General features: G+C 48.1%; 23 protein-coding genes. 11 read left to right on the top strand and 12 right to left on the bottom strand.

What is annotated here, in order from left to right; genetic code table 11:
• Window positions 1–138: 138 nt before the first annotated feature.
• The gene (locus ACEW9I_RS22670) at window positions 139–795 is read right to left on the bottom strand and encodes a hypothetical protein (RefSeq protein ID WP_373542589.1); all 657 of its coding nucleotides are present in this window, start codon (window positions 793–795) and stop codon (window positions 139–141) included.
• 76 nt (window positions 796–871) lie between these two features.
• Complete coding sequence (locus ACEW9I_RS22665) at window positions 872–1099, bottom strand: hypothetical protein (RefSeq protein WP_373542588.1); 228 nt, start codon at window positions 1097–1099, stop codon at window positions 872–874.
• 183 nt (window positions 1100–1282) lie between these two features.
• Here ACEW9I_RS22665 and ACEW9I_RS22660 point away from each other — a divergent pair, with 183 nt between their 5' ends.
• The 8 genes from ACEW9I_RS22660 (at window position 1283) to rplY (ending at window position 10383) form a co-directional block, all read left to right on the top strand.
• Window positions 1283–2413 (top strand): quinone-dependent dihydroorotate dehydrogenase, encoded by a 1131-nt coding sequence (locus ACEW9I_RS22660; RefSeq protein ID WP_373542596.1) that lies wholly within the window; start codon window positions 1283–1285, stop codon window positions 2411–2413.
• A gap of 172 nt (window positions 2414–2585) precedes the next feature.
• Window positions 2586–3416: a Uma2 family endonuclease gene (locus tag ACEW9I_RS22655; protein WP_373542587.1), complete on the top strand. Its 831-nt coding sequence runs from the start codon at window positions 2586–2588 to the stop codon at window positions 3414–3416.
• Between the two features lie 2 nt (window positions 3417–3418).
• Window positions 3419–4576 carry a carboxynorspermidine decarboxylase gene (gene nspC, locus ACEW9I_RS22650; RefSeq protein ID WP_373542586.1) on the top strand — a complete coding sequence of 386 codons (1158 nt, stop codon included), beginning with the start codon at window positions 3419–3421 and terminating at the stop codon, window positions 4574–4576.
• A 174-nt stretch (window positions 4577–4750) separates the two neighbouring features.
• Complete coding sequence (locus tag ACEW9I_RS22645) at window positions 4751–5533, top strand: TIGR00297 family protein (RefSeq protein ID WP_373542585.1); 783 nt, start codon at window positions 4751–4753, stop codon at window positions 5531–5533.
• Between the two features lie 82 nt (window positions 5534–5615).
• Window positions 5616–7388, top strand: coding sequence for a DUF3352 domain-containing protein (locus tag ACEW9I_RS22640; protein WP_373542584.1), 1773 nt, complete (start codon window positions 5616–5618; stop codon window positions 7386–7388).
• Between the two features lie 282 nt (window positions 7389–7670).
• Window positions 7671–8399 (top strand): PEP-CTERM sorting domain-containing protein, encoded by a 729-nt coding sequence (locus ACEW9I_RS22635; RefSeq protein WP_373542583.1) that lies wholly within the window; start codon window positions 7671–7673, stop codon window positions 8397–8399.
• A gap of 222 nt (window positions 8400–8621) precedes the next feature.
• Window positions 8622–9953: an adenylosuccinate synthase gene (locus ACEW9I_RS22630; protein ID WP_373542582.1), complete on the top strand. Its 1332-nt coding sequence runs from the start codon at window positions 8622–8624 to the stop codon at window positions 9951–9953.
• Between the two features lie 133 nt (window positions 9954–10086).
• Window positions 10087–10383 carry a 50S ribosomal protein L25 gene (rplY, locus tag ACEW9I_RS22625; RefSeq protein WP_373542581.1) on the top strand — a complete coding sequence of 99 codons (297 nt, stop codon included), beginning with the start codon at window positions 10087–10089 and terminating at the stop codon, window positions 10381–10383.
• A gap of 698 nt (window positions 10384–11081) precedes the next feature.
• Here rplY and ACEW9I_RS22620 read toward each other — a convergent pair.
• The 8 genes from ACEW9I_RS22620 to yidD form a co-directional block, all read right to left on the bottom strand.
• Window positions 11082–12245: a GuaB3 family IMP dehydrogenase-related protein gene (locus tag ACEW9I_RS22620; protein ID WP_373542595.1), complete on the bottom strand. Its 1164-nt coding sequence runs from the start codon at window positions 12243–12245 to the stop codon at window positions 11082–11084.
• Between the two features lie 118 nt (window positions 12246–12363).
• Window positions 12364–13068: a COP23 domain-containing protein gene (locus ACEW9I_RS22615; protein WP_373542580.1), complete on the bottom strand. Its 705-nt coding sequence runs from the start codon at window positions 13066–13068 to the stop codon at window positions 12364–12366.
• A gap of 111 nt (window positions 13069–13179) precedes the next feature.
• Window positions 13180–13689, bottom strand: coding sequence for a GrpB family protein (locus ACEW9I_RS22610; RefSeq protein WP_373542579.1), 510 nt, complete (start codon window positions 13687–13689; stop codon window positions 13180–13182).
• 35 nt (window positions 13690–13724) lie between these two features.
• Entirely contained in the window at window positions 13725–15113 is a 1389-nt protein-coding gene (locus ACEW9I_RS22605) for a 3' terminal RNA ribose 2'-O-methyltransferase Hen1 (protein WP_373542578.1), read from the bottom strand.
• Between the two features lie 301 nt (window positions 15114–15414).
• Entirely contained in the window at window positions 15415–15744 is a 330-nt protein-coding gene (locus tag ACEW9I_RS22600) for a hypothetical protein (protein ID WP_373542577.1), read from the bottom strand.
• A gap of 230 nt (window positions 15745–15974) precedes the next feature.
• Window positions 15975–16343, bottom strand: a complete 369-nt coding sequence (locus tag ACEW9I_RS22595) for a DUF3110 domain-containing protein (RefSeq protein WP_373542576.1) — start codon at window positions 16341–16343, stop codon at window positions 15975–15977.
• 195 nt (window positions 16344–16538) lie between these two features.
• Complete coding sequence (locus ACEW9I_RS22590; protein WP_373542575.1) at window positions 16539–17246, bottom strand: M15 family metallopeptidase; 708 nt, start codon at window positions 17244–17246, stop codon at window positions 16539–16541.
• A 70-nt stretch (window positions 17247–17316) separates the two neighbouring features.
• A complete protein-coding gene (gene yidD, locus ACEW9I_RS22585; RefSeq protein ID WP_373542574.1) occupies window positions 17317–17541 on the bottom strand; it encodes a membrane protein insertion efficiency factor YidD in 225 nt (74 codons plus the stop codon).
• Between the two features lie 37 nt (window positions 17542–17578).
• Here yidD and ACEW9I_RS22580 point away from each other — a divergent pair, with 37 nt between their 5' ends.
• A complete protein-coding gene (locus tag ACEW9I_RS22580; RefSeq protein ID WP_373542573.1) occupies window positions 17579–18280 on the top strand; it encodes a diacylglycerol/polyprenol kinase family protein in 702 nt (233 codons plus the stop codon).
• Between the two features lie 108 nt (window positions 18281–18388).
• Here ACEW9I_RS22580 and ACEW9I_RS22575 read toward each other — a convergent pair whose 3' ends face one another.
• Window positions 18389–19861 carry a glycosyl hydrolase family 57 gene (locus ACEW9I_RS22575; RefSeq protein WP_373542572.1) on the bottom strand — a complete coding sequence of 491 codons (1473 nt, stop codon included), beginning with the start codon at window positions 19859–19861 and terminating at the stop codon, window positions 18389–18391.
• Window positions 19842–20006, bottom strand: a complete 165-nt coding sequence (locus tag ACEW9I_RS22570; protein WP_373542571.1) for a hypothetical protein — start codon at window positions 20004–20006, stop codon at window positions 19842–19844. Before ACEW9I_RS22570 ends, ACEW9I_RS22575 begins: the two co-directional genes overlap by 20 nt.
• On the opposite strand from ACEW9I_RS22570, the gene ACEW9I_RS22565 reads away from it, so the two are divergent.
• Together ACEW9I_RS22565 and ACEW9I_RS22560 are read left to right on the top strand one after the other, a co-directional pair.
• Window positions 20005–20472, top strand: a complete 468-nt coding sequence (locus tag ACEW9I_RS22565; protein WP_373542594.1) for a GNAT family N-acetyltransferase — start codon at window positions 20005–20007, stop codon at window positions 20470–20472. The two genes, ACEW9I_RS22570 and ACEW9I_RS22565, sit on opposite strands and share 2 nt — an antisense overlap.
• Window positions 20473–20551: 79 nt before the next feature.
• Window positions 20552–21019 (top strand): GNAT family N-acetyltransferase, encoded by a 468-nt coding sequence (locus tag ACEW9I_RS22560; protein WP_373542570.1) that lies wholly within the window; start codon window positions 20552–20554, stop codon window positions 21017–21019.
• The last annotated feature ends 59 nt before the right edge of the window (window positions 21020–21078 follow it).

The raw sequence follows: 21078 nt of genomic DNA, 5'->3' as shown, positions 1-21078 counted from the left end.
CGATTAGAAATCTTGCTTGTATCTCCTTTGAGCTTAACTAAAAATTATCATTGGCGATCGTCGCTAGACGACGCGCTTCGAGTGAGCGTGCTTCGAGATTCGCTCACTCGATCGTATGACTTATTCAGCAAGCCCTAATTAGAATTCAAATCCCAGACCGATATTCGTGCCATTGTTGGAGCTAAAATCAGTATTGAAACTGCCTAGTAGCGCGACACCTTCAAAGAGGTTGACATCGACACCGATCGTGCCTAGCAATGCAAAGTTGGAGGAGTTGGAACCATTAGTCCCTGAATTATACTGAACGCCGCCACCAGCGTGAAAAGTGATCAGCGGATTGCGCTCGAATGGTTCCTTGTCACCCAGCGCAAAGTCATAAGTAACTGGCACCCGTAGCACGGTACCATTGCCCCCAAAAACTGCCGATGGTCGAATCGAGTAATTTGGACCCAGCGGGAATCTGCTGATAATCCCAAACCCATTGCCACTATTACCAAAACCGAACGCTGGCCCAAAATAATTGCTAGGGATGCGCGTCGGATAGCCATCACCTGTATCTCTGATACTCGGTGCTGGTGGTGGGGTGACGGGGGTAGAGCCGCCTGGGAGTTCGGATTGAGCGATGAGTCTCGGTGCGGGCGCGGCATGAAGATCGGGACTAGTCATCGGCTCTCGATCTTTCCAGTTGGACGCAACTGCGGAGAATGTACCTAAGTGTTGGGGCGCACGAGTCGCAGCGGGGGATGGTGCCGCACTGTACAGGGAGACAGGGGGTGTAGCGATCGGTTGGGTCATAGGATTGATTACTCCTCAAAGATTGGTTACTGTAGTTAGTACTGGCGGTTTAGATCCTGATTAAGAGCTTAGACTGCTAATTGATTATATAGTTTCCGTACTTCAGATCGTTGCTCGATTTAGTTGCGCTACGATCTGCGGGACTGCGATCGATCGTTTGCTGGGTTCGATCGCTTGATAAGTTGTTGGAGTTGGTGCGTAGATCTACCCACCCTACCCTACGGGCACCCCTGTCTTGGAAAGGTGCTTCATTTGGGGGAACCCCTGTTCCCGCACTTTTCTCTCCTTGGAGGGGATTTTTCAACCCAGCCTGCCCCTGATTAAGGAGCCGGAGCAAAAGCCCCACCTTTTTAAGGTGGGGCTTGGGGGTAACACCATCTCAGCCGCAGTCTAGCCGATTTATCTGTTCCATCCACTCTCCACCATCCAGCATCCACCACTCACCATCCACACTTTGGCTCCGCTCAGTGCAAGCCATCCACCAACTTTGGATATTTATCAACTCGCAGTTCGCCCCTTATTATTTTCCGCATTCAAAGTCGATCCAGAAGTAGTCCACAAGCGGTCATTAGCTCTCCTCCACGCGATCGATTCCACGCCCACGTCTCCCCTAACTACACTTGCCAAAGCGAGCTTCCAGCAGTATTTTTGTCGGGCAGAGCGACAACTGGAACAGTCCGTGTTCGGCGTAAGTTTCCCCAATCCGGTGGGTTTGGCGGCGGGATTTGATAAAGATGGAATTGCAGCGGGGATGTGGCAATATTTGGGCTTTGGATTTGCGGAATTGGGAACGGTTACCTATCATCCGCAACCTGGAAATCCCCAACCGCGCCTCTTTCGACTTCCCCAAGATCGTGCCGCACTCAATCGGATGGGGTTCAATAATTTGGGGAGTGTGGCGATGATGGAGGAACTAGCACGCCGTCAACAAAGTGATTTTACAATTCCGATCGGGATTAATTTGGGTAAGTCCAAGATTACCCCCTTAGCAGATGCAGCTAGCGATTATCTCGGTAGTTTTCAACGGTTAAAAGATCTAGGTGACTATTTTGTAATTAATGTCAGTTCGCCCAATACGCCGAATTTACGCGACTTGCAAGCGATCGCACCTTTGGGTATTATTTTTGATACATTACAACAAGCAAATCAAGGTCGCAAGCCGATTTTGGTCAAGATCGCTCCCGATCTCGCTTGGGAAGATATCGCGGCGGTAGTCGAGTTATCGCAGCAGTATCAACTCGCCGGAATCATCGCGACAAATACGACGATCGATCGATCGCAATTAGTTACTAAAACGATCGCCGCTACAGGTAATCCGGTTACCGCCGAAGCAGGTGGCATCAGTGGCGCACCAGTCCGCGACAAGTCAACCGCAGTCATTCGGTTTATCCATCAGCACACAGGTGGAAGTTTGCCAATCATTGGTGTCGGCGGGATTTTTACTGCTGATGATGCTTGGGAAAAAATTACGGCTGGAGCGAGTTTGATTCAGGTTTATACCGGATGGACTTACAATGGCCCGTGGATGGTCGATCGGATTTTGACGGGATTACTCGCCAAACTAGAGGCGCGAGGATTGTCATCGATCTCGGCAGCAGTAGGTATCGGCGATACTTAGATGGTGCTGGGGCGAGGAAATCGGGGTAGAGAACCGATTGGAAATATTATTGCAGGCGATCGCGCCCACGAACTATCACAGGGACGCAAACTCACAGCTTAATTGAGAGTGCAAAATTGTAGTTGCGAGAGACTTGCTAAAATTGATGTGAGATAGCACCAGAGGAAATTTTATGACCGCAGTAATTATCGACTCCACCGCTAACAAACTCCCCAATCGCGAAATCTTCTATCCTAGTTCTGACGGAGAACCCTTGGCTGAAACTTCCGACCATCTCTATGCGATCGTGACTACCCTAGGGATACTCCTAGCACACCTCAAAGGTCAACAAGCGACAGTCTTAGCCGACCAATTTTTGTACTATGCTCAGGGATTTCCGCGTTTGCGAGTTGCTCCTGATGTGATGGTGATTTTTGGTGTAGAGCCAGGTGGACGCGATAATTATAAGACTTGGGAAGAGGGTCAAGTACCAGCGGTGATATTTGAAATGACTTCGTCTGGTACCAAAAATAAAGATGATGTCGAGAAGAAGCATCTGTATCAAAGTCTGGGCGTGACTGAATATTGGCAATTTGACCCACGGGGCGAATGGATTCCCGAAAAGCTGCGGGGGTATCGGTTGTACGGAGAGGAAGAACCAATTTACATACCCGTAACCAACAATCGCAGTGAAGTTCTACAGCTCCAGCTAGCGGTAGAAGATAAAATTATTGCTTTTTACCGATTGGATAATGGCGTGAAGTTGTTGCCTGTAGAGGAATTAAATTTTGCTTTGGAGCAACAGATCGGACAAACCGCAGCAGCATCTCAACGTGCTGAAGCAGCATCTCAACGTGCTGCTTCAGCATCCCAACGTGCTGAAGCAGCATCTCAACGTGCTGAAGCAGAATTCCAACGTGCCGATCGCGAGGCGCAAAGAACGCGTGAGCTAGAAGCCCAAATCGTTCTATATCAGCAACGACTGGGTGAATTACCAACCGATACACCAAACTTATTTGAGTAAACATGACCCTAACTAACGATCCAACTCTAGCCAATATTCCATCTCCTTGCTTTGTTCTCGAAGAGCGACTGCTCGATCGCAATCTCGCGATATTCGATCGCGTCCAACAAGCCGCACCCATTCGGATTATGCTGGCACTCAAAGGGTTTGCACTCTTTCATGCCTTCCCTCAGATTCGGACTGCCCTCAAGGGTGCCTCAGCTAGCTCACTGTGGGAAGCACGACTCGCTGCTGAGGAATTTGGGGCTGAGGTGCATGTTTATTCGACCGCCTATCGGGAGGAAGATGTGCCAGAAATTCTCCCCCTAGCCTCCCACATGACTTTCAATTCGATCGGTCAGTGGGAGCACTTTCGATCGCAGGTAGAGGGCTACACGCCTCACAAACCCTCGGTAGGACTGCGGATCAATCCCGAGTACTCACCAGTCGAGACTGCCCTCTACAATCCCTGTCAGCCCTCGACCCGATTGGGGATTTCAGCCGCGCAGTTGGGTGACACTTTACCTGAGGGAATCGATGGATTCTTGTCTCACAATCTTTGTGAGAGCGATTCATTTGCCCTAGAAAAAACGATCGCGAATATCGAGAGATTGTTCGGGAAATTTTTGCCTCAACTCAAGTGGCTAAATTTTGGCGGCGGTCATTTGATGACCCGCAAGGACTATAATATCGAACACGCGATCGCGGTCTTAAATGCTTTTCACGATCGCCATCCGCACATTCAACTCCTGATGGAACCAGGTTCGGCAATTGTCTGGGAAACAGGCTTTCTGATCGGCAAAGTTTTGGATCTGATTCCGACTGATGATGTGGTAAATGTGATGTTGGATATCTCCTTTACCGCGCACATGCCTGACTGTCTGGAAATGCCATATAGACCAGCGATTCGGGGTGGTTCGCAGCCACAAGCAGGCAAGATAGTTTATCGAATGGGTGGCTCTAGTTGTCTAGCTGGCGACTTTTTGGGTGACTATAGTTTCGATCGAGATTTGGTCATTGGCGATCGATTGATCTTTGAAGATATGATGCACTATACGATGGTCAAAACTTCGATGTTCAATGGTGTCGTCCATCCATCGATCGGGGCACTCGACAAGGATGGTAAGTTCAAGCTCTGGCGTGAGTTTAGATATGAAGATTATCGATCGAAACTAGGCTAATAGTTGACAGTTGACAGTTGATAGTTGACAGCTTTGTAGGGCTGGCAGTGCCTACCCTACGAGATGGCTACTGGAATGCCAACGATTGAAATCGTGGCTAATGTTGCAAAGTCCGCCTACGTGGACTAATAAACTAGCTTGGAAAGCTCACAGTCAGAGAATATCTGTAAAAGTATGTTAGACACATGGCAAGACTGGCTGAGTTTTGGTAGTAATCATCCGTGGTTGATAGCGATCGCGTTAAACTCGATTTTAGCGATCGTCGCCACCATTATTCCCAAGAAATTATTAACACCAGCCGGACTGATTAATGCTTGGGGATTGGGAGTCGTCATCTGGGGTACTCTCGGTTGGCGCGGCTATGGAGTGGTGCTGTTTTATTTCCTCGTGGGTTCGGCGGTAACTCGGATCGGCATGGCCCAAAAAGAAGCCGAGGGTATCGCTGAAAAACGGGGTGGTGCCAGAGGGCCAGAAAATGTCTGGGGTTCGGCGTTTGCAGGTACAATCTGTGCGCTCGGTGTCGCGACAATCGGGTGGGGTTGGCTCGATCCTAGCTGGGAACCGCTACTATTATTGGGCTATGTGGCAAGTTTGAGCACCAAATTGGCAGATACAACGGCGAGTGAAGTGGGGAAGGCATATGGGAAACGGACATTTTTGATTACGACATTTCAGCCAGTCCCCAGAGGTACAGAGGGCGCGGTGAGCCTCGAAGGGACGCTAGCTGGTATCGTTGGGGGTATACTAATTGCGGTTGTGGCTTATAGTCTGGGACTGATTAGTCTCACTGGGATCGTCATCTGTACGATCGCTTCTTTTGTCGCAACCAATCTCGAAAGTGTGATCGGTGCCACCTTGCAGTCTAGAATTGACTGGTTGACTAACGAGCTGGTAAATGTTGTCAACACGATTATCGGTGCCATCGTAGCGATCGCGATCGCGATCTGGTTGCAATAACGCTGTCAACTGTCTACTTGGTGCAACACATGCGGAGGAAACCTCCGCCTGAACAGCATCCGCAACTGTCAACTGAATCGCCATGCCAAATAAAATGCCTACCCCCAAGTCAAAATTAACTCCTGTGGTCATCAAGCGACGCCGCTGGGTGGTAGTGGGCACTGGAGCCGCGCTCCTGGTAGGATTGATAGCGATCGGTATTGGCAAATTGTTATCCAGCAATTCTAGTAAATTAGATACCAGCGATGGGGTGAGTTTATTGCCTCAAGACACATTACTATCGGTCTCTATTGCTACCGATCCGCAGCGATGGCAAAAGTTTACCGAGTTTGGGATCCCGATGAGCCGTGCCATCTTTGAACGGCAACTTACCAAATTACAAACTGACTTTTTGACCAGCTACGGCTATGATTATCAACGCGATATTCAACCGTGGATTGGCAACCAGATCCTGATCGGCTACCTCCATAATCCAGGTGCCATCCCCAGTACCGTCAACCGATCGAAAATCCCGATTCACCAGACGATTGCCATCCTACCGATCGCCGATCGCAGTGCCGCTCAGAAAGTCATCGCCCAGCACCAAACGCCGATTGATGCCAATTTAATCAAAAGTAACTATAGAGGCGTCTCGATCGAGGAATTTAAGCGCAAAGCGGGGACGATCGCGATCGCCAACCTCGACAACTTTATGGTCATCGCCACCGATCGCGCGGCATTACAGCGAGTCATCGATACCCACCAAAACGGTAAATCCCTCCTCACCATCCCAGGCTATACCAAAGCCCTCACCGCCATCGAGATCGATCGTCCCTTTGCACGGATCTACGCCAACATCCCCGTGGCGACGGCAGTAGCAGCGGCGAACTCCCCCCAAACCCTCGCAGCAGACAAATTAGCCGCAGCTCAGATCCAGCAAGGTATTGCGGCAAATGCCACTCTCGCACCAGATGGGATCGCCTGGAAAGGGATCTCGTGGCTCAAACCCAATCTCAAACAGAAACTAGTAGTCGAAAATCAAGGTCGAGACTTTGCTACCACTCTCCCTGCTAATACCCTCCTGATGCTCTCTGGCGGCAATTTACAGCGATTGTGGCAAGATTATGTCGCCAGTGCCAACAATCCCTTAGCACCCGTTCAACCGCCAGATCTAGTCAAGAATGTCCAGAGTATCACCGGATTGGACTTAGAATCAGAGATCCTCACCTGGAGCAAAGGGGCATTTGGCGTCGCGATGATTCCCAAGCTAGACAATACCAATACGTCATTGGGCGCGGGATTGGTGCTATTTCAGCAGGTGAGCGATCGCCCTGCCGCCGAGCGGGCTATTGCCAAACTCGATCGAACGATGCAGCAGCAGTACGCATTCAAGATCGCTACAGCGCAACTAGGTGGTAAAGATGTAACTAATTGGACATCGCCGCTCGGTGGTGCCAATGCTACACATGGCTGGCTCGATCGTCAACTCGCCTTTATCAACTTGGGCGCACCTGTGGGCGGTACCTTGATCCCACAACCCCAGCAACGGCTTGCGGATACGCCCCTATTTCAACAATCGACTCGCTCGAGTTTGAACGCCCACAACGGTCAATTTTTCATCGATATCGATCGAACGATTAATGCTGGAAATTTACCATTACCCTATCTATCCCCAGAAGTTGCAGCGGGGTTCAAAGCCGTCACTAGTCTGGGTGTCACCAGCACGATTTTAGATGAATCCACCAATCGGTTCGATCTGTTCGTCGCCCTCAAAAAAATCCCTGGAGTCGCCAAACTTCCCACCATACCGCCCAAAATAAAGCCAGCACCCAGCCCCACCAAACCAGCAAAACCGACTCCTAAATCCGCGCTCTAGCACTTTTTGAGCGTTCTATTTTAACGTCAGTGTCTCGGAACGGGACACTGACGTTATTCTAGTTAACACGATCGAGTAAATCGATCGTGGTACTAAATAGTGAAATTTGGGCATTCTAGAATTAAGGCAATTCATTACTTCAAAACTTCGTTCAATTCTCAGCTCACATTCAGCCAAATGCCCCTATCTTGTTGCAGATGTCATGGCTCACACTGCTAGGGGCATCGATCGAACAACTTGAGTAGTATTGATACTTTTTACTGAAAATCAGGAACCCCAATCATGAAATTAAGATCTTTTTCATTAGTGACAGGTATTGCAGTCAGTGGGCTTGTGGCGATGGGAGCATTTACTCCAGCTTACGCGGTCGGTACACTCCTCACCACTGAAGTTGGATACACTGGACTACCTCTCGATCTGAGTGACTACGCCATAGGCGACAACAACTATACCAATGGTCCTCTACCTATTCCTGGTGGGATTACTTTCACCTCAACTGCAACAAACGGTTCTACACTCGGACAGAACATTCCTGGGTTTAATTATTCATTGAGTGCCAATGGCATAATTGATTCGATCCCAGTATTTGCTGGACTCGACCAAACTATCCCTGAAGCCGCTTACATGGAATTCAGCTTCGCCACACCAGTTCAACAGTTTGGTGCATTCTTGAATTATGCTCCTGATTTTCAACCTGGATTCAATTCTCCCACGATCGGTACTTACGACAGCGCAGGTAATCAGCTATCGATCTTTGATTTAGAAACTACTCCTGGCGGGAAGATTTCTACTCCTGGTCAGACAAATGTGTTTGTATTCCGTGGTATCGCTGAAGACTCTGCTATCATCTCTAGCTTTAGGCTCAGTGGTGGCAACATCGTCGCAGCAGGTCAACCATACAATTTACCAGCTTCCACAGCGGTTCCCGAACCTTTTACCATCATCGGTACGCTCATCGGTGGTACCGCAGCACTGCGGATGAGAAAAAAGCTCAAATCCACCAAAGTATAAACGCAGCAGTTTACACCCAGTTCGGAAGCTTGCTGAGCTAAATCTGAGGCTTCATCGATCGAAGATCGCACAGACACTGTATGTAGATACGGTGTCTTTTTAGTTTGCAGGTCACCGTCGATCGCCAGCGATCCTCAAAGTAATACTTTTTTGACATTCAGCGGTCTTCATGGTAGGATTTTAGATTGTGTTAACTTTATTTAGATCGACAAGCAATAACCCTTGGCTAACGTAGTCGTAATTGGTGCCCAATGGGGCGATGAAGGAAAAGGAAAAATCACTGACTTATTGAGTAAGTCAGCGGATGTGGTCGTGCGTTACCAAGGGGGTGTCAACGCTGGTCACACAGTAGTCGTGGATGGTCAAACTTTCAAACTACATTTGATTCCTTCAGGGATTTTGTATCCCGAAACAGAATGTATCATTGGCTGTGGAACAGTCATTGACCCCAAAGTCTTAATTGAAGAACTCGATCGACTCGTCGCACTCAACATCCCCACTGACAAGCTGTTGATTTCGCAAACAGCTCACGTCACGATGCCGTATCATCGATCGATCGATCTTGCATCAGAAGAAGTCAGAGGTACTCACAAAATTGGGACGACCGGACGCGGGATCGGGCCGACTTATATGGATAAGTCCGACCGAATCGGTATTCGCATCCAAGATTTGATGGATGCTGAGTCATTTCGCGAACAAATGTTTTGGACGATCGGTCAAAAAAATGAGATCCTTGAAAAGCTCTATCATTTACCACCGCTAGATCCAGAGCAGGTAGTGACCGAATATTTGGGATATGCCGAGCGATTGCGCCCGCACATCGTCAATACTTCACTCAAAATCTACGATGCAGTTCGTCACCGTCGGAACATTTTATTTGAAGGTGCTCAGGGGACGCTCCTCGACCTCGATCATGGTACCTACCCTTATGTGACATCCTCCAACCCGATTGCAGGTGGAGCATGTATCGGTACGGGGATCGGTCCGACGACGATCGATCGCGTGATTGGCATTGCCAAAGCCTATACTACCCGCGTGGGTGAAGGGCCATTCCCGACCGAGCTAGCGGATATCAACGGTGACATTCTGGGCGAACGCGGCGCCGAATTTGGTACCACAACGGGGCGAAAACGCCGTTGTGGCTGGTTTGATGGCGTCATCGGTCGCTACGCAGTGCGGATCAATGGGATGGACTGTATGGCAATTACCAAGCTCGATGTCTTGGACGAGTTTGACGAGGTCCAAGTCTGTGTTGCTTACGAAATTAATGGTCAGCAAACCACTGATTTCCCCAACTCAGCGCGAGATTTTGCCAAGTGTCGCCCCGTGTACAAAACGCTACCTGGCTGGAAACAGAATACCGCAGAATGTCGATCGCTCGAAGATCTTCCAGTTGCAGCATTGAACTATCTCAAATTCCTCGCTGACTTGATGGAAGTACCGATTTCGATCGTCTCACTCGGCCCCAGCCGCGACCAAACCATCATCGTCGAAGACCCGATTCACGGCCCCAAGCGTGGACTCTTATCGGCAGATGGTACTGCCATCGGCTAATCTCCTGTCGATGGCGTCGTGTTTCCAGTGACCTCTGCAAACACGCCGCCATCTATAGGAGCGAGTCCAAGTTCGATCGCAAAATTTGGACTCGATCGTCACTAGAAATCATCCTCAATAACTACTAAAAATCATGGAAATCTCAGTCGAATTAAAGCAACGTACTGCTGGCAGTAAACCCAACGCACTGCGCCGTTCTGGACATATCCCCGTCAATCTCTACGGGCACGATGGTGATAAATCATTGCTATTGACACTGGATGCCAAAAGTGTTGAGAATCTGATCAAAAAAGCTAGGATTGGTAAAACTCCAGTCGAAGTCAGCATCCCTGAATTGGATTGGAAAGGTACGACTGTGATTAAGGAAATCCAAACTCATCCTTGGAAAAACTTTCCCTATCACCTGAGCTTTTTCGCAGTTAAAGATTAGGTTTTAGACTTTAGAATTTAAACTTGTAACGATTGTTACTATTTTAGAAATAACCCGATTTGATAGCAAAGGAGGGCGATCGAATCGATCGCCCTCCTTCTATTATATCTACTAAGCCTAAAACCCAGAGGGTGGCCAGTGCCCGCCCGACTGGGACGACTCTCAATACTTCTCGTTTAAGAACTGCTAGCGACTGAAGTCGCCGCTAGTGGTGCAAAGTCCGCGTAGGCGGACTAACTATTTTTTAGATTAACCGAGAAGTATTAGGACGACTCTAAGCCCTAAAGCCTAAAACCTAAAACCTAAAGCCTAAAGCCTAAAACCTAAAGCCTAAAAAGGAACCGCCCAAGACACAATTAAGTGTCTCAGGCGGAATGTGGTGTGAGGAGTGAACGGAAACATCAGCTCCCGTCGATCTTAATTGTAACAGTACCTCCAAAAATGGGGGAGGAGAATCTGGCATCCATGTAAAGATATCGCCAATGTTTTAAGCTAAATATTTGCTGTCAACTGTCTGCTTGGTGCAATATAGCAATAGCCAAGATCGTTAGGACATTTTTTCAATTAGTCCGCGTAGGCGGACTTTGCACCACTAGCGGCGATTTCAATCGCTGTTCCGTCCTAACAGCCTTGGCGGTTGCTATACATGCGCCAGGTATCCTCCGCCTGAACAGCATCCGCAACTGTCAACTGACTAGCTACTTACCCATCCCTAACTGTTGCGCCTTCTGATACACCTTGCCCTCTGTCAAGAGTGAGGGGGCAATCACTACCTCCACCTGCTGCATTTCCTGGATAGTCTTGGCACCGAGAGTACCCATACTCGTTTGGAGCGCGCCCAAGAGGTTGTGAGTACCATCGTCTAGTTTGGCTGGCCCTCGGAGAATTTGGTGGAGAGAGCCAGTCGTACCGACTCTGATCCGCGTGCCTCTGGGCAGCACTGGACTAGGTGTCGCCATCCCCCAGTGAAAACCGCGCCCAGGAGCTTCTGCTGCGCGCGCAAATGGCGAACCAATCATCACCCCATCGGCTCCACATGCGATACATTTACAGATATCACCACCAGTCACCAAGCCGCCATCAGCAATCACCGGAATGTACTTGCCCGTCTGCTTGAAAAACTCATCTCGCGCCGCCGCACAGTCTGCTACAGCAGTCGCTTGCGGCACGCCGACTCCCAGCACCCCCCGAGAAGTACAAGCCGCTCCAGGGCCGATACCGACGAGGACAGCGGCTGCCCCTGCTTGCATCAATTCGAGCGTGATGTCATAAGTAACGCAGTTGCCCAAAATTACAGGCATTGGCATTTCTTGACAGAATTTAGCCAAATTTAGCGGTTCGATGCCTTCTGGCGCGAGAAATTCTGTTGAGACGACAGTAGCTTGGATAAAGAACAGATCTGCACCTGCTTTCGCCACAGCCGCCCCAAATCTTGCCGCACCTGCGGGGGTAGCACTTACTGCCGCAATGCCTCCACCAGCTTTAATTTCCGCGATCCGGCGTTCGATCAATTCTGGTTTGATGGGTTCGGCGTAGAGTTCCTGCATCAGCGTCACGAAGCCATCATTGCCCACTGCCGCAATGCGATCGAGAATTGGGTTGGGATCTTCATACCGAGTTTGAATCCCTTCCAAATTGAGTACGCCGAGGGCACCGAGTTTTGACAACTCTACAGCCATCCGCACATCTACTACCCCGTCCATTGCACTAGCAATAATTGGAATTTCGCGCTTGATGCCACCAATTTGCCAGCTAGTATCTGCCAAACTGGGATCTAGTGTTTTGCCGCTTGGCACTAGGGCGATTTCATCAAAGCCGTATGCTCTTCGAGCTGTTTTCCCTTTCCCAATTTGAATATCCACGATCGATCCGACCTTCTTCCACAAAACATCTGTTAGGTAAGCCTAACAAATAGACTGCAACATTTGTTTACTTTTTTACAGATTTTTGCAAAGGAGTAAGATCTGTGGTTAATATTCTCTACCGAAATCGATCGGGATTGAGTTGTTTGGCATCGTCAGTTGTCGATTGCTGACTCGCTGTTGGCGTACGTAGTTGGGTAGCTGTACCACCATCTGTTGTGGAGAGGAACGGACGTAGATCGATGCTGGCTCTACTCTGCGTGGGTCGTGGATTATAATTATTATTGCCACCGAGGGTACCTAAAATATTCCCAAAGCCACTATTACCACTTTCGGCAAAAGTATTGACACCTGTAGTTCTTTGTCCACTGTCAGCGATAGTTAAATTGCGAAAAACTGCATCTCTAGTCGCGATCGCATCTTGACCGCGTGGGATCGTAAATACGATCCGACACTCATTATTGCGTTCGGTGGTGACACAGACGGTATCATACTGATTTTTGACCTCCGTCCGTAGTTCTTTGAGTCCATCGCGACGATATGCTTCCAATCTCCGGGCGATCTCAGTACACCGTCTGTTAGCATTCCAATTATTGCCCATCGTGCTGGGAACCGCCCACGGATATTTGTCGCCATAGCGATCGATCGGGTGATAAGTAACGGTAGACTCGTTGTTAATTGATTCACATCTAAACCGAGTTTGATTGCCACCTGCTGGCACGCTCGTCTGTGGCGTAGGCGGGCCATATTGTGCCCCAGCACTACTTGCTGTCAATACAGCACCTAAGATCGCCCAGCTCCAAATTTTGAGAGATATTTTCATAGGTTTGATTTCACTCTGGGGTGAGGGTTTGACTAATTTATCTTTGTTTAGATAAGGACACTGGCTCGATCGAGAAAGTTCCATTAGTTACATTCTTCAATGATTACTCTTTCACCATTCCCCTGCTTTAATGTCTATCTGTTGGATAAAGTCAGCTTTTCCATCCATATACTTCTCCATATCGGCTGGAAATTGGTGGGCGAGTTGTTGTTTGAGTGTGCTGTATGCTTGTGCTGCTTCAGGATGAGATTTCAGGTAGTCGCGAAATGCTAAATGGCGATCGATCTGCGCTGAACCCTCCTCAAAGGTATGAATATGATGCGTTCTAATTCCCAGTTCGTTATCTTTTCGGAAAAAACGCCGCCCGGCAATTCCAAATTCACCCATAGCGATATATCCTAAAGATTCGATCTGAGTGTTGCGATTGTCAACTTTGCCGATGTCTTTTACTGCTATCAAAATATCGATAATCGGTTTGGCATAAATCGTATCAATAGAGGTACTACCGATATGATAAATCGCGATCGCGTTGTCACCAAAGGCGATCGCTAATTGCTGCGACTCAGCTTCAAACATACTCTGCCAATGACGATCGTGCGGAACGACTTCTACTTTTCTCATCACCACATCAGAGAATTTACTAGTAATAAATTTAATTAACCGATCGCTTTGAAGATTGCCATCTGGGTAGGGGAACCAACTTCATGATCGACGTTTCCGATCGATCCAAATTCCACACTATATTTATATCGATCGGAAATCACCCGCGCCCAGTTTTGAAACTCCGAGCGCGTCCACTCAAACCGATGATCGGGATGGCGTAATTTACCTGCGAGGAGATTTTCAAATTTGACATTATACTCGATATTTGGTGTGGTGACGATCGCGATTTTTGGTTTGGCAAATTCAAATAATACCCGCTCGAAAGCTTTGAGTCGATCGAGTTCCATATGTTCGATAACTTCAACTACTGTCGCCGCATCATAACCTGCAATTCTAGCATCGCGATAATTGAGCGATCCTTGGATTAATTGCAAGCGTCCTTTTTGATGTGTGGGTAATCGATCTAGTACGCGCTCTTGGGCATATTCTAGCGATCGATAAGTGACATCCATCCCCAAAATCTCTTGGAAAGTTGGCTCTGTGAGTAATAATTTGAGCAGCTTTCCTTCACCACAACCCAAATCGACAATCTTTTGCACGCCATTTGCTTTCAATGCGGCGATGACGGCTTCCATCCGCTGCTGATTGAGGCTGATGGGCTGTTCGATGATGTCTTCAGATATTTCTTGCTCTGATGTTTCTGCTACTATTTCTTCGATCGCAATTTGTGCCAACGCATCCCGAGTTAAGCCACGTTGATGTTTGAGATAGCGACTGGTAATCTCTGCTTTGAGTGGATGCGTACTCAGCCACCCTTCACCATGACGGAGCAATTTTTCGATCTCGTCTTCATTAACATAATAGTGCTTGTCATCATCTAGTACTGGAATCATCACATGGAGGTGACTGAGCAAATCGCAAAGCTTAATCGTGTGACGCAGCTCGACATCAAAATAAGAGCTATTACCCCAATCAGGAAAGGCTTCATCGAGAGCCAATCGACGCACATCAACTTCATAACCCAAAGGCTCAAATAAACCCCGTAAAAAGCCTTCTCGCCCCCGACTGGGCAAGACTGGAATCTTGGCTACTAAAGGAATCGGGGTATCGGCTAAATCCTGTTTTTCCGCACACCTACCCGTCATCGCCGTGCGAAACACTTGCGAAATCGCGACACTCAGAAAAGATGATGCTGCATAAGGTCGATCGCTCACGTATGCTGCTAGTGTCTGTCTTTTTGCTCCCGCCTTACCCCGAGCGAGATCCACAGGATTGATATCTAGTACCAACGCCGCCGTACATCTTGTTTCGCTAGCTTCGGGATAGAAGACTCGTGCGGTACCAAAGGCGAGATCGAACGCCTGACATTTATCGGGATGTTTGAATAACAAATATCCCAAATCTGTAGCGGGTTGATGGGTAGTAGAAATAGTTAGGAGCATAACACGATTTTTAGCTGATAATTCTTAGCGATGCTCGATTGTCTCTTTGCTAGATATTGTCCTCGACTAAAGCGAAAACGAAAACTCATCCAATTTAGTAGCGCAAAATTCAAGCTGAACTTGTTTGGTACAAATTACGACAGGAGCATCATCAAACCATTCATCTTCTTCCCTATCACAAAAACTCCAGATCGAGCGAATTTGCAGCCCTATTGGTGAAGTTTTGATTAATAAGTTGGACAGCGCATGGTATTTCACCAGCGCGGCTGATAGTTATCGATTCCCCATACGCCCATACAGATTAGTTTTCAAGTTTTACGTAAACTTGAGTAATTGATACATTAACCTGATAGAATTTCAGCTTATCTTGCACATAGTATGATTCTGCTTTTGTCCCAACCTTCAAAACATCATTATTAGTTTTAACAAACGTCCGCGCATCATTCATGGAAAAATTAAATTCTTCTCTCATTATTTTTAATACCCAGACTCTATCTTTCAAATTCGACAATTGCACGCCCCAAGTACCTTCTTGTTCTAGGTGCATGACACGTAGATTACCTGTAATTCTCCCATCATCTCCTTCCCATGCCGCACCACAGTTTTCGCAGCGAGAACTTAATGATGTCATTATCTGCCCATAATAACAACGATCCCCAAACCACACCTTGGCTTCACTTCCGCACGGACATTGATAAGTATAGAAACTCATAAGCTTGATCTCACCTTTAGCTAGCTAATGAATGAGGATTAGATCGGATTCAGAACTACCACCATCTGAGCTATGGTTCAAGTAGGGGCAATTCATGAATTGCCCCTACTTGAGTCACGATGCCGAAATGCAATTTTTCGAGCGGTAATTTACAATAATCGCTCCAACCGTTTCCGCATGGCTTCGAGATCGATATCGCCATCTGCTACTGGCTCCGGCTTGCGCCCCTCTGGTTGCCAATCTGTCTCTTCGAGACTGAGAGTCGGTGGCGTTACCAGCATCTCCGCAGTTACCAGGATGCAGTCATAGTCTGAATCTTGACAAAATTCTTCGATTTCTTCAGGATCGATCCCTTCTACCGTCGGCTTGGGAAAATCTTCCGCTTCCAATTGATCGGCATAACGCACAGCATCGTCCTCTTGTTCAAACATGAGGATCACATTCCGATCGCCAACCTGAGTTGAATAAATCCCCTCATTATCAGTTCGCGCATTAAATAATAAGACAAAAACACTCATGGAATTTGTGGTTTGTTATTTGTTACCTAGTCTACGACTATTTACTGAACAATCGCTAGCCCACCCCATCATACGCTGGAATCAGGCGTCGGGGATCGCGGCGATCGATAATTAGATAGTGAATGGTGGATAGTGGATGGTGTCCCGCAAGTTATCGATCTCGGGTTGTCTAGTTTGGAGGTGGGAAGGGAGTAGCTACATTGCTCTACCATAATAAGCCACAGTCTTCGACTCAGAGCGATCGCGATCGCTCAACCACGCCCACAGTTGATCGCCGATGGAGAAATGCCACCATTCATCTGGATGACGCTCAAATCCCACATCAGTCATGATTTGAAACAGGAGTTGTCTGTGGTAATGATATTGTTGCTCCGCTGGATCTTGCGAATTGGCAAAATATGCGGGGCGCGATCGATCGGACATTTCATCGATCGGGGCACCCATATCGACTAGATTACCACGGTCATCGACGAGGGTAATATCGATCGCCGCTCCGGTACTATGTGGCGGTGGCGTCTGGAGATCGAAGCTGGGAATCGCCCAGATGGTATATACATCCTCCCAGATTCGCTCGATCTGCGCCTCGGCAAGTTGGGCTAAATCCAACTTGCGCTGCGCCAATGTCTGATGAAAAGTATAATCCACCATATATTGCTGCACCTCCACCGGACGATAAGCATCAAAAATTTGGATGCGCCAACCAGGATGTAGTTGTTGCAATCCGGCTTGCGCTTGAATAACGCGATCGAGTACCTTTTGTCTGAGATAATAAGGCGATCGACCCTGATAGTCTGCCCCACATTTGATATATGGATGCGGTGTCTCAATCGCAAATAATTCCAACGGAATGGCGACTAATGATTCGTGACATTCTTCAATCGGGACTTGACGATAAGGCTTCATGATTAGGCTTTAGGCTTTAGGTGTTAGGTGTTAGGTGGGTTTCGTGTTGCTCTAGCCAACCTACGAAATTTTACTTGTCCAAAATTTCAGGGACGGGATCGTAGCCGCCGGGATGGAAGGGGTGACAGCGACAAATTCGCATGGTGGCGAGATAAGTACCGCGCAGTGCGCCGAAACGATCGATCGCGTCGAGGGCATATTGCGAACACGTCGGGGTAAATCGACAACTCGGGGGAAATAAAGGGGAAATAAATCGCCGATAAATGCGGATCGATCGGATTAGGCTAGATTTCATGGGATCATGTTTTTAGTTCGATTTCTCGTCACTGCCCATGCAAACACTTTTCGCCGATACCAATCTCTGGTTGCGGATTGCTACAGTTCCAGTATATGTTGGCGCGATCGTCTTGACTGCCGAACTCCTCCACCGCTATACCGATACCCATCCCGAACAAGTTCGTAAAGTCGTCCATATCGGTACGGGTAATGTAATTATCCTAGCGTGGTTGCTCGATCTGCCTGCTTGGGTGGGGATGATTGCTGGGGTGCTGGCGGGGATAGTAACGCTGATTTCTTATCGCTTACCGATTTTACCAGGGGTCAATAGTGTTGGGCGCAAAAGTTTGGGGACATTTTTTTACGCTGTCAGTATTGGGATTGTGAGTGCAGTATTTTGGAATCTGGATCTGCCTTACTATGGGGTAATTGGGATCTTGGTAATGGCTTGGGGCGATGGTTTAGCGGCGATTATCGGACAGCGGTTTGGCAAACATCCTTACACTGTTTTTGGCAATACCAAAAGCTGGGAAGGGACACTGACGATGCTAGTAGTGAGTTATGCGATCGTCTCACTAGTATTACTAACTGTCAATGGCAACATCTGGCAAACTTGGGTAGTAGGGATTCCGGTAGCAATCGTCGCTACAGGTGTAGAATCGATCGCGCAATGGGGTTTGGATAATCTGACAGTGCCCCTGAGTAGTGCGGGTTTGGCCTTTATAGTCGATCGATTTCTCAACGGGTTGTCAAATTGAGATGAGAGCTGAGACTTTTCAGCTCTCATCCTTGGTGCGTTACTGCTGTCGCCTAACACACCCTCCGCTCACTATTTGCCTACCAACAACTTTGCTCTCAACTATCGACTAGCTTACCAACGCCAATCCCCGCCGATACAATTCGCGGGCATACTCAGTCCAAGTCCCCTGTCCCCAATAGCGAAAACAACTAGTTTGTACCAATAAATTGTAGAGCAAAGCTGTTTGATAATCCGATCGAGTCGTAACTGTGGGATCTGCGGCTACCAATGCATCAAACTTTTGATGAAATAGTGCGCTGAGTTGATACATTGGTTCGAGGACATTATCATAGCCCTGCACCCAACTGAGATTGTCAGTCCAAGACGCGCCATCCATGTGAAATTTATGGTCGGTTTTTTTGAGTGCCGCGATCGCATTTTCGACAGAACTAGTATCCGATTGTGCGGGATCGACTAATTGCCAAATTTTGTGCTGTTGGACACCCTGACAAACCGGATAATCTGCCTCGGTTATTCCGATACTGGCGAGTAGTTCCAAATATTCAGTCCCATTACAACCGACAACACCCTGACGTTGCTCTTTCATTTCTTGCCAAGGGCGGGGAAAATCGCGCGGAAATTCATTCATCATCACGCCACCATTTTCACCGTCGGCAATTTGGGTAACCAAACAGGGTATCGATTTGCCGCCAAGTTGCTGTCTGCCGCGACTTTTGGCTTCATAATAAGGCTGCATCTGAGCGACTAATTTGGTGTCAGAGCCTTGGGTTTTGATTAATGCCGTGATGCTAATTGTCTCGCCTTGAGAATTGCGTGCGACGAGACGATTGGGCAGATACTTATTGTCTTGAGAGAGACTGGCACCATCGAGCTGCTCGACGGAATGCTCTTGCACCATCAACCACCGATAACCACACTCCTTGAGAGCTTTGATATATTCGTATAGGACATCGGGATGATTGGGGAGGTGCATCTCAGGTGGTGAGAAACCTTTGACTCTTTGGAGTGCTTCGATCCCAAACAGCGCGGCGAAATGATGTTGCCAAGCTTGGATCTGTAATTTGATATCGGGTGTCGGCGTCGAAGGTACCACAGCATGGCTCCACATCGTCCCCAGCCACTCGACATAGGGCTGATACTGTGCGTCGCAGGTAATCCTTTTCAAGTGGTCTAGCACGTCATTGCGCCCCATCTGCTGCAATCCCCACAACAGGTTTCCTGAATAATCCAACATGATGCGGGGGTTGCAACCAGCAGCAACTAAATCAGGGATAAATTCACCCATCCGTGCATAACACCAGGCAAACACACCCGCATTATGATTGTCACCTTCACCTTGATGCTCGAACATGTATTGCAGATGTCCGATGAGTTCGCCCTGTGCGCCAGCCGGAATCGTGGGTTGGTGCATGTGTAGCGCACACGCAAATCCCGCTGTCATGTCTGCTAAATGCAGATTGCTAGTCGAGAGAAATACCAGCTCGTCATGGTTGATAGCAGCACTAATCTCCGCTTCCCGTCCGCAGATACTGGGAATTTCCGAACCGACTTGGGCTAACTCAGAGGTGGAGGATGGCATAAAATTTGGGAGTAGCTTTCAAGCTGAGGATTTCTTCAGAGTACCAAACTAGATCTCGGTTCCCGCGATCGCTAGTCAGAAACTTAACTTTTAATGTATTAATTATGGAAGTTTGAGCTGAGTATGCACGAGATGTAGCAGCCATTCACGATCTCAATGTTGCAGCATTTGGGCGAGATAACGAAGCAGATTTAGTAGATAAATTGCGAGGCGTTGCTTCAACATTTTCCTTTGTTGCGGTGAGATCCGATCGCCTCGTCGGACACATTTTCTTCAGTCCTGTGAAAATTGCTAGTGAATGTCCTCCAGATCTAATCATCTTGGGATTAGCACCAGTCGCGGTATTACCCAACTATCAGCGACAAGGTATCGGCTCGGTGCTGATTCGGTATAGTTTGCAAGAGTGTACTCGGTGTGGTGTTGGCGCGGTGGTAGTACTAGGTTCGCCGACATACTATTCACGATTTGGGTTTGTGTCCGCCAAGGCGAAAGGATTGAGTTGTGAGTATGCAGTCCCAGATGAGGCATTTATGGTGTTGGAGTTGGCAAGTAACGCATTGGTGGCATGTAGTGGCATCGTCAAATATCGATCGGAGTTCGGTACAGTATGAGTAGGATCGACTCTCAACTGTCGATCGGCGATCGAGATCGCTATAAAATGTTTGACTATCTAGGATTGCTACGCTAAATGTGACTACTTACTTATTGCCCAATTCAACCACATATCAGCTGATCGCTGGTCGATCGATCGATCTAGCAACTCTGCTCAGATTTCTCCAACTTACTTATGGGGAAATATCCTCCCCACAGCAGGATTATCGGTATCTTCAATCAACAGTCGATCGCTATTTTAGCTCTGAGACTCCGCTGTGGTTTGTCACTACCGCTCAGACCAAAGTTGCCTGCTTGTGGATGGGCATCGCGATCGATCAAGCTACTGGTATTCGTCATCCAAATATCTTTCTAATATACGTCGCACCAACTCATCGTCGTCAAGGGATCGGTCGCGCCTTGATGGAATACGCTCAAACGTGGGCGAAAGCTCAAGGCTATACCCAAATTGGTCTCCAGGTATTTACAACCAATCAACCCGCGATCGATTTATATCAGCAACTAGGCTATCAAGCTCGATCGATTTCGATGATGCGAGAGCTGTAGGGTAGAGGGTAGAGTCGGATCGACCCATCCTCTAAATAAATCTGGAATTGTTAACATAG

Source organism: Chamaesiphon sp. (genome assembly GCF_041738855.1).
Lineage (GTDB): Bacteria > Cyanobacteriota > Cyanobacteriia > Cyanobacteriales > Chamaesiphonaceae > Chamaesiphon.
The sequence above is the reverse complement of the archived record's forward strand: the minus strand, read 5'-3'. Positions and strand labels throughout refer to the sequence as shown.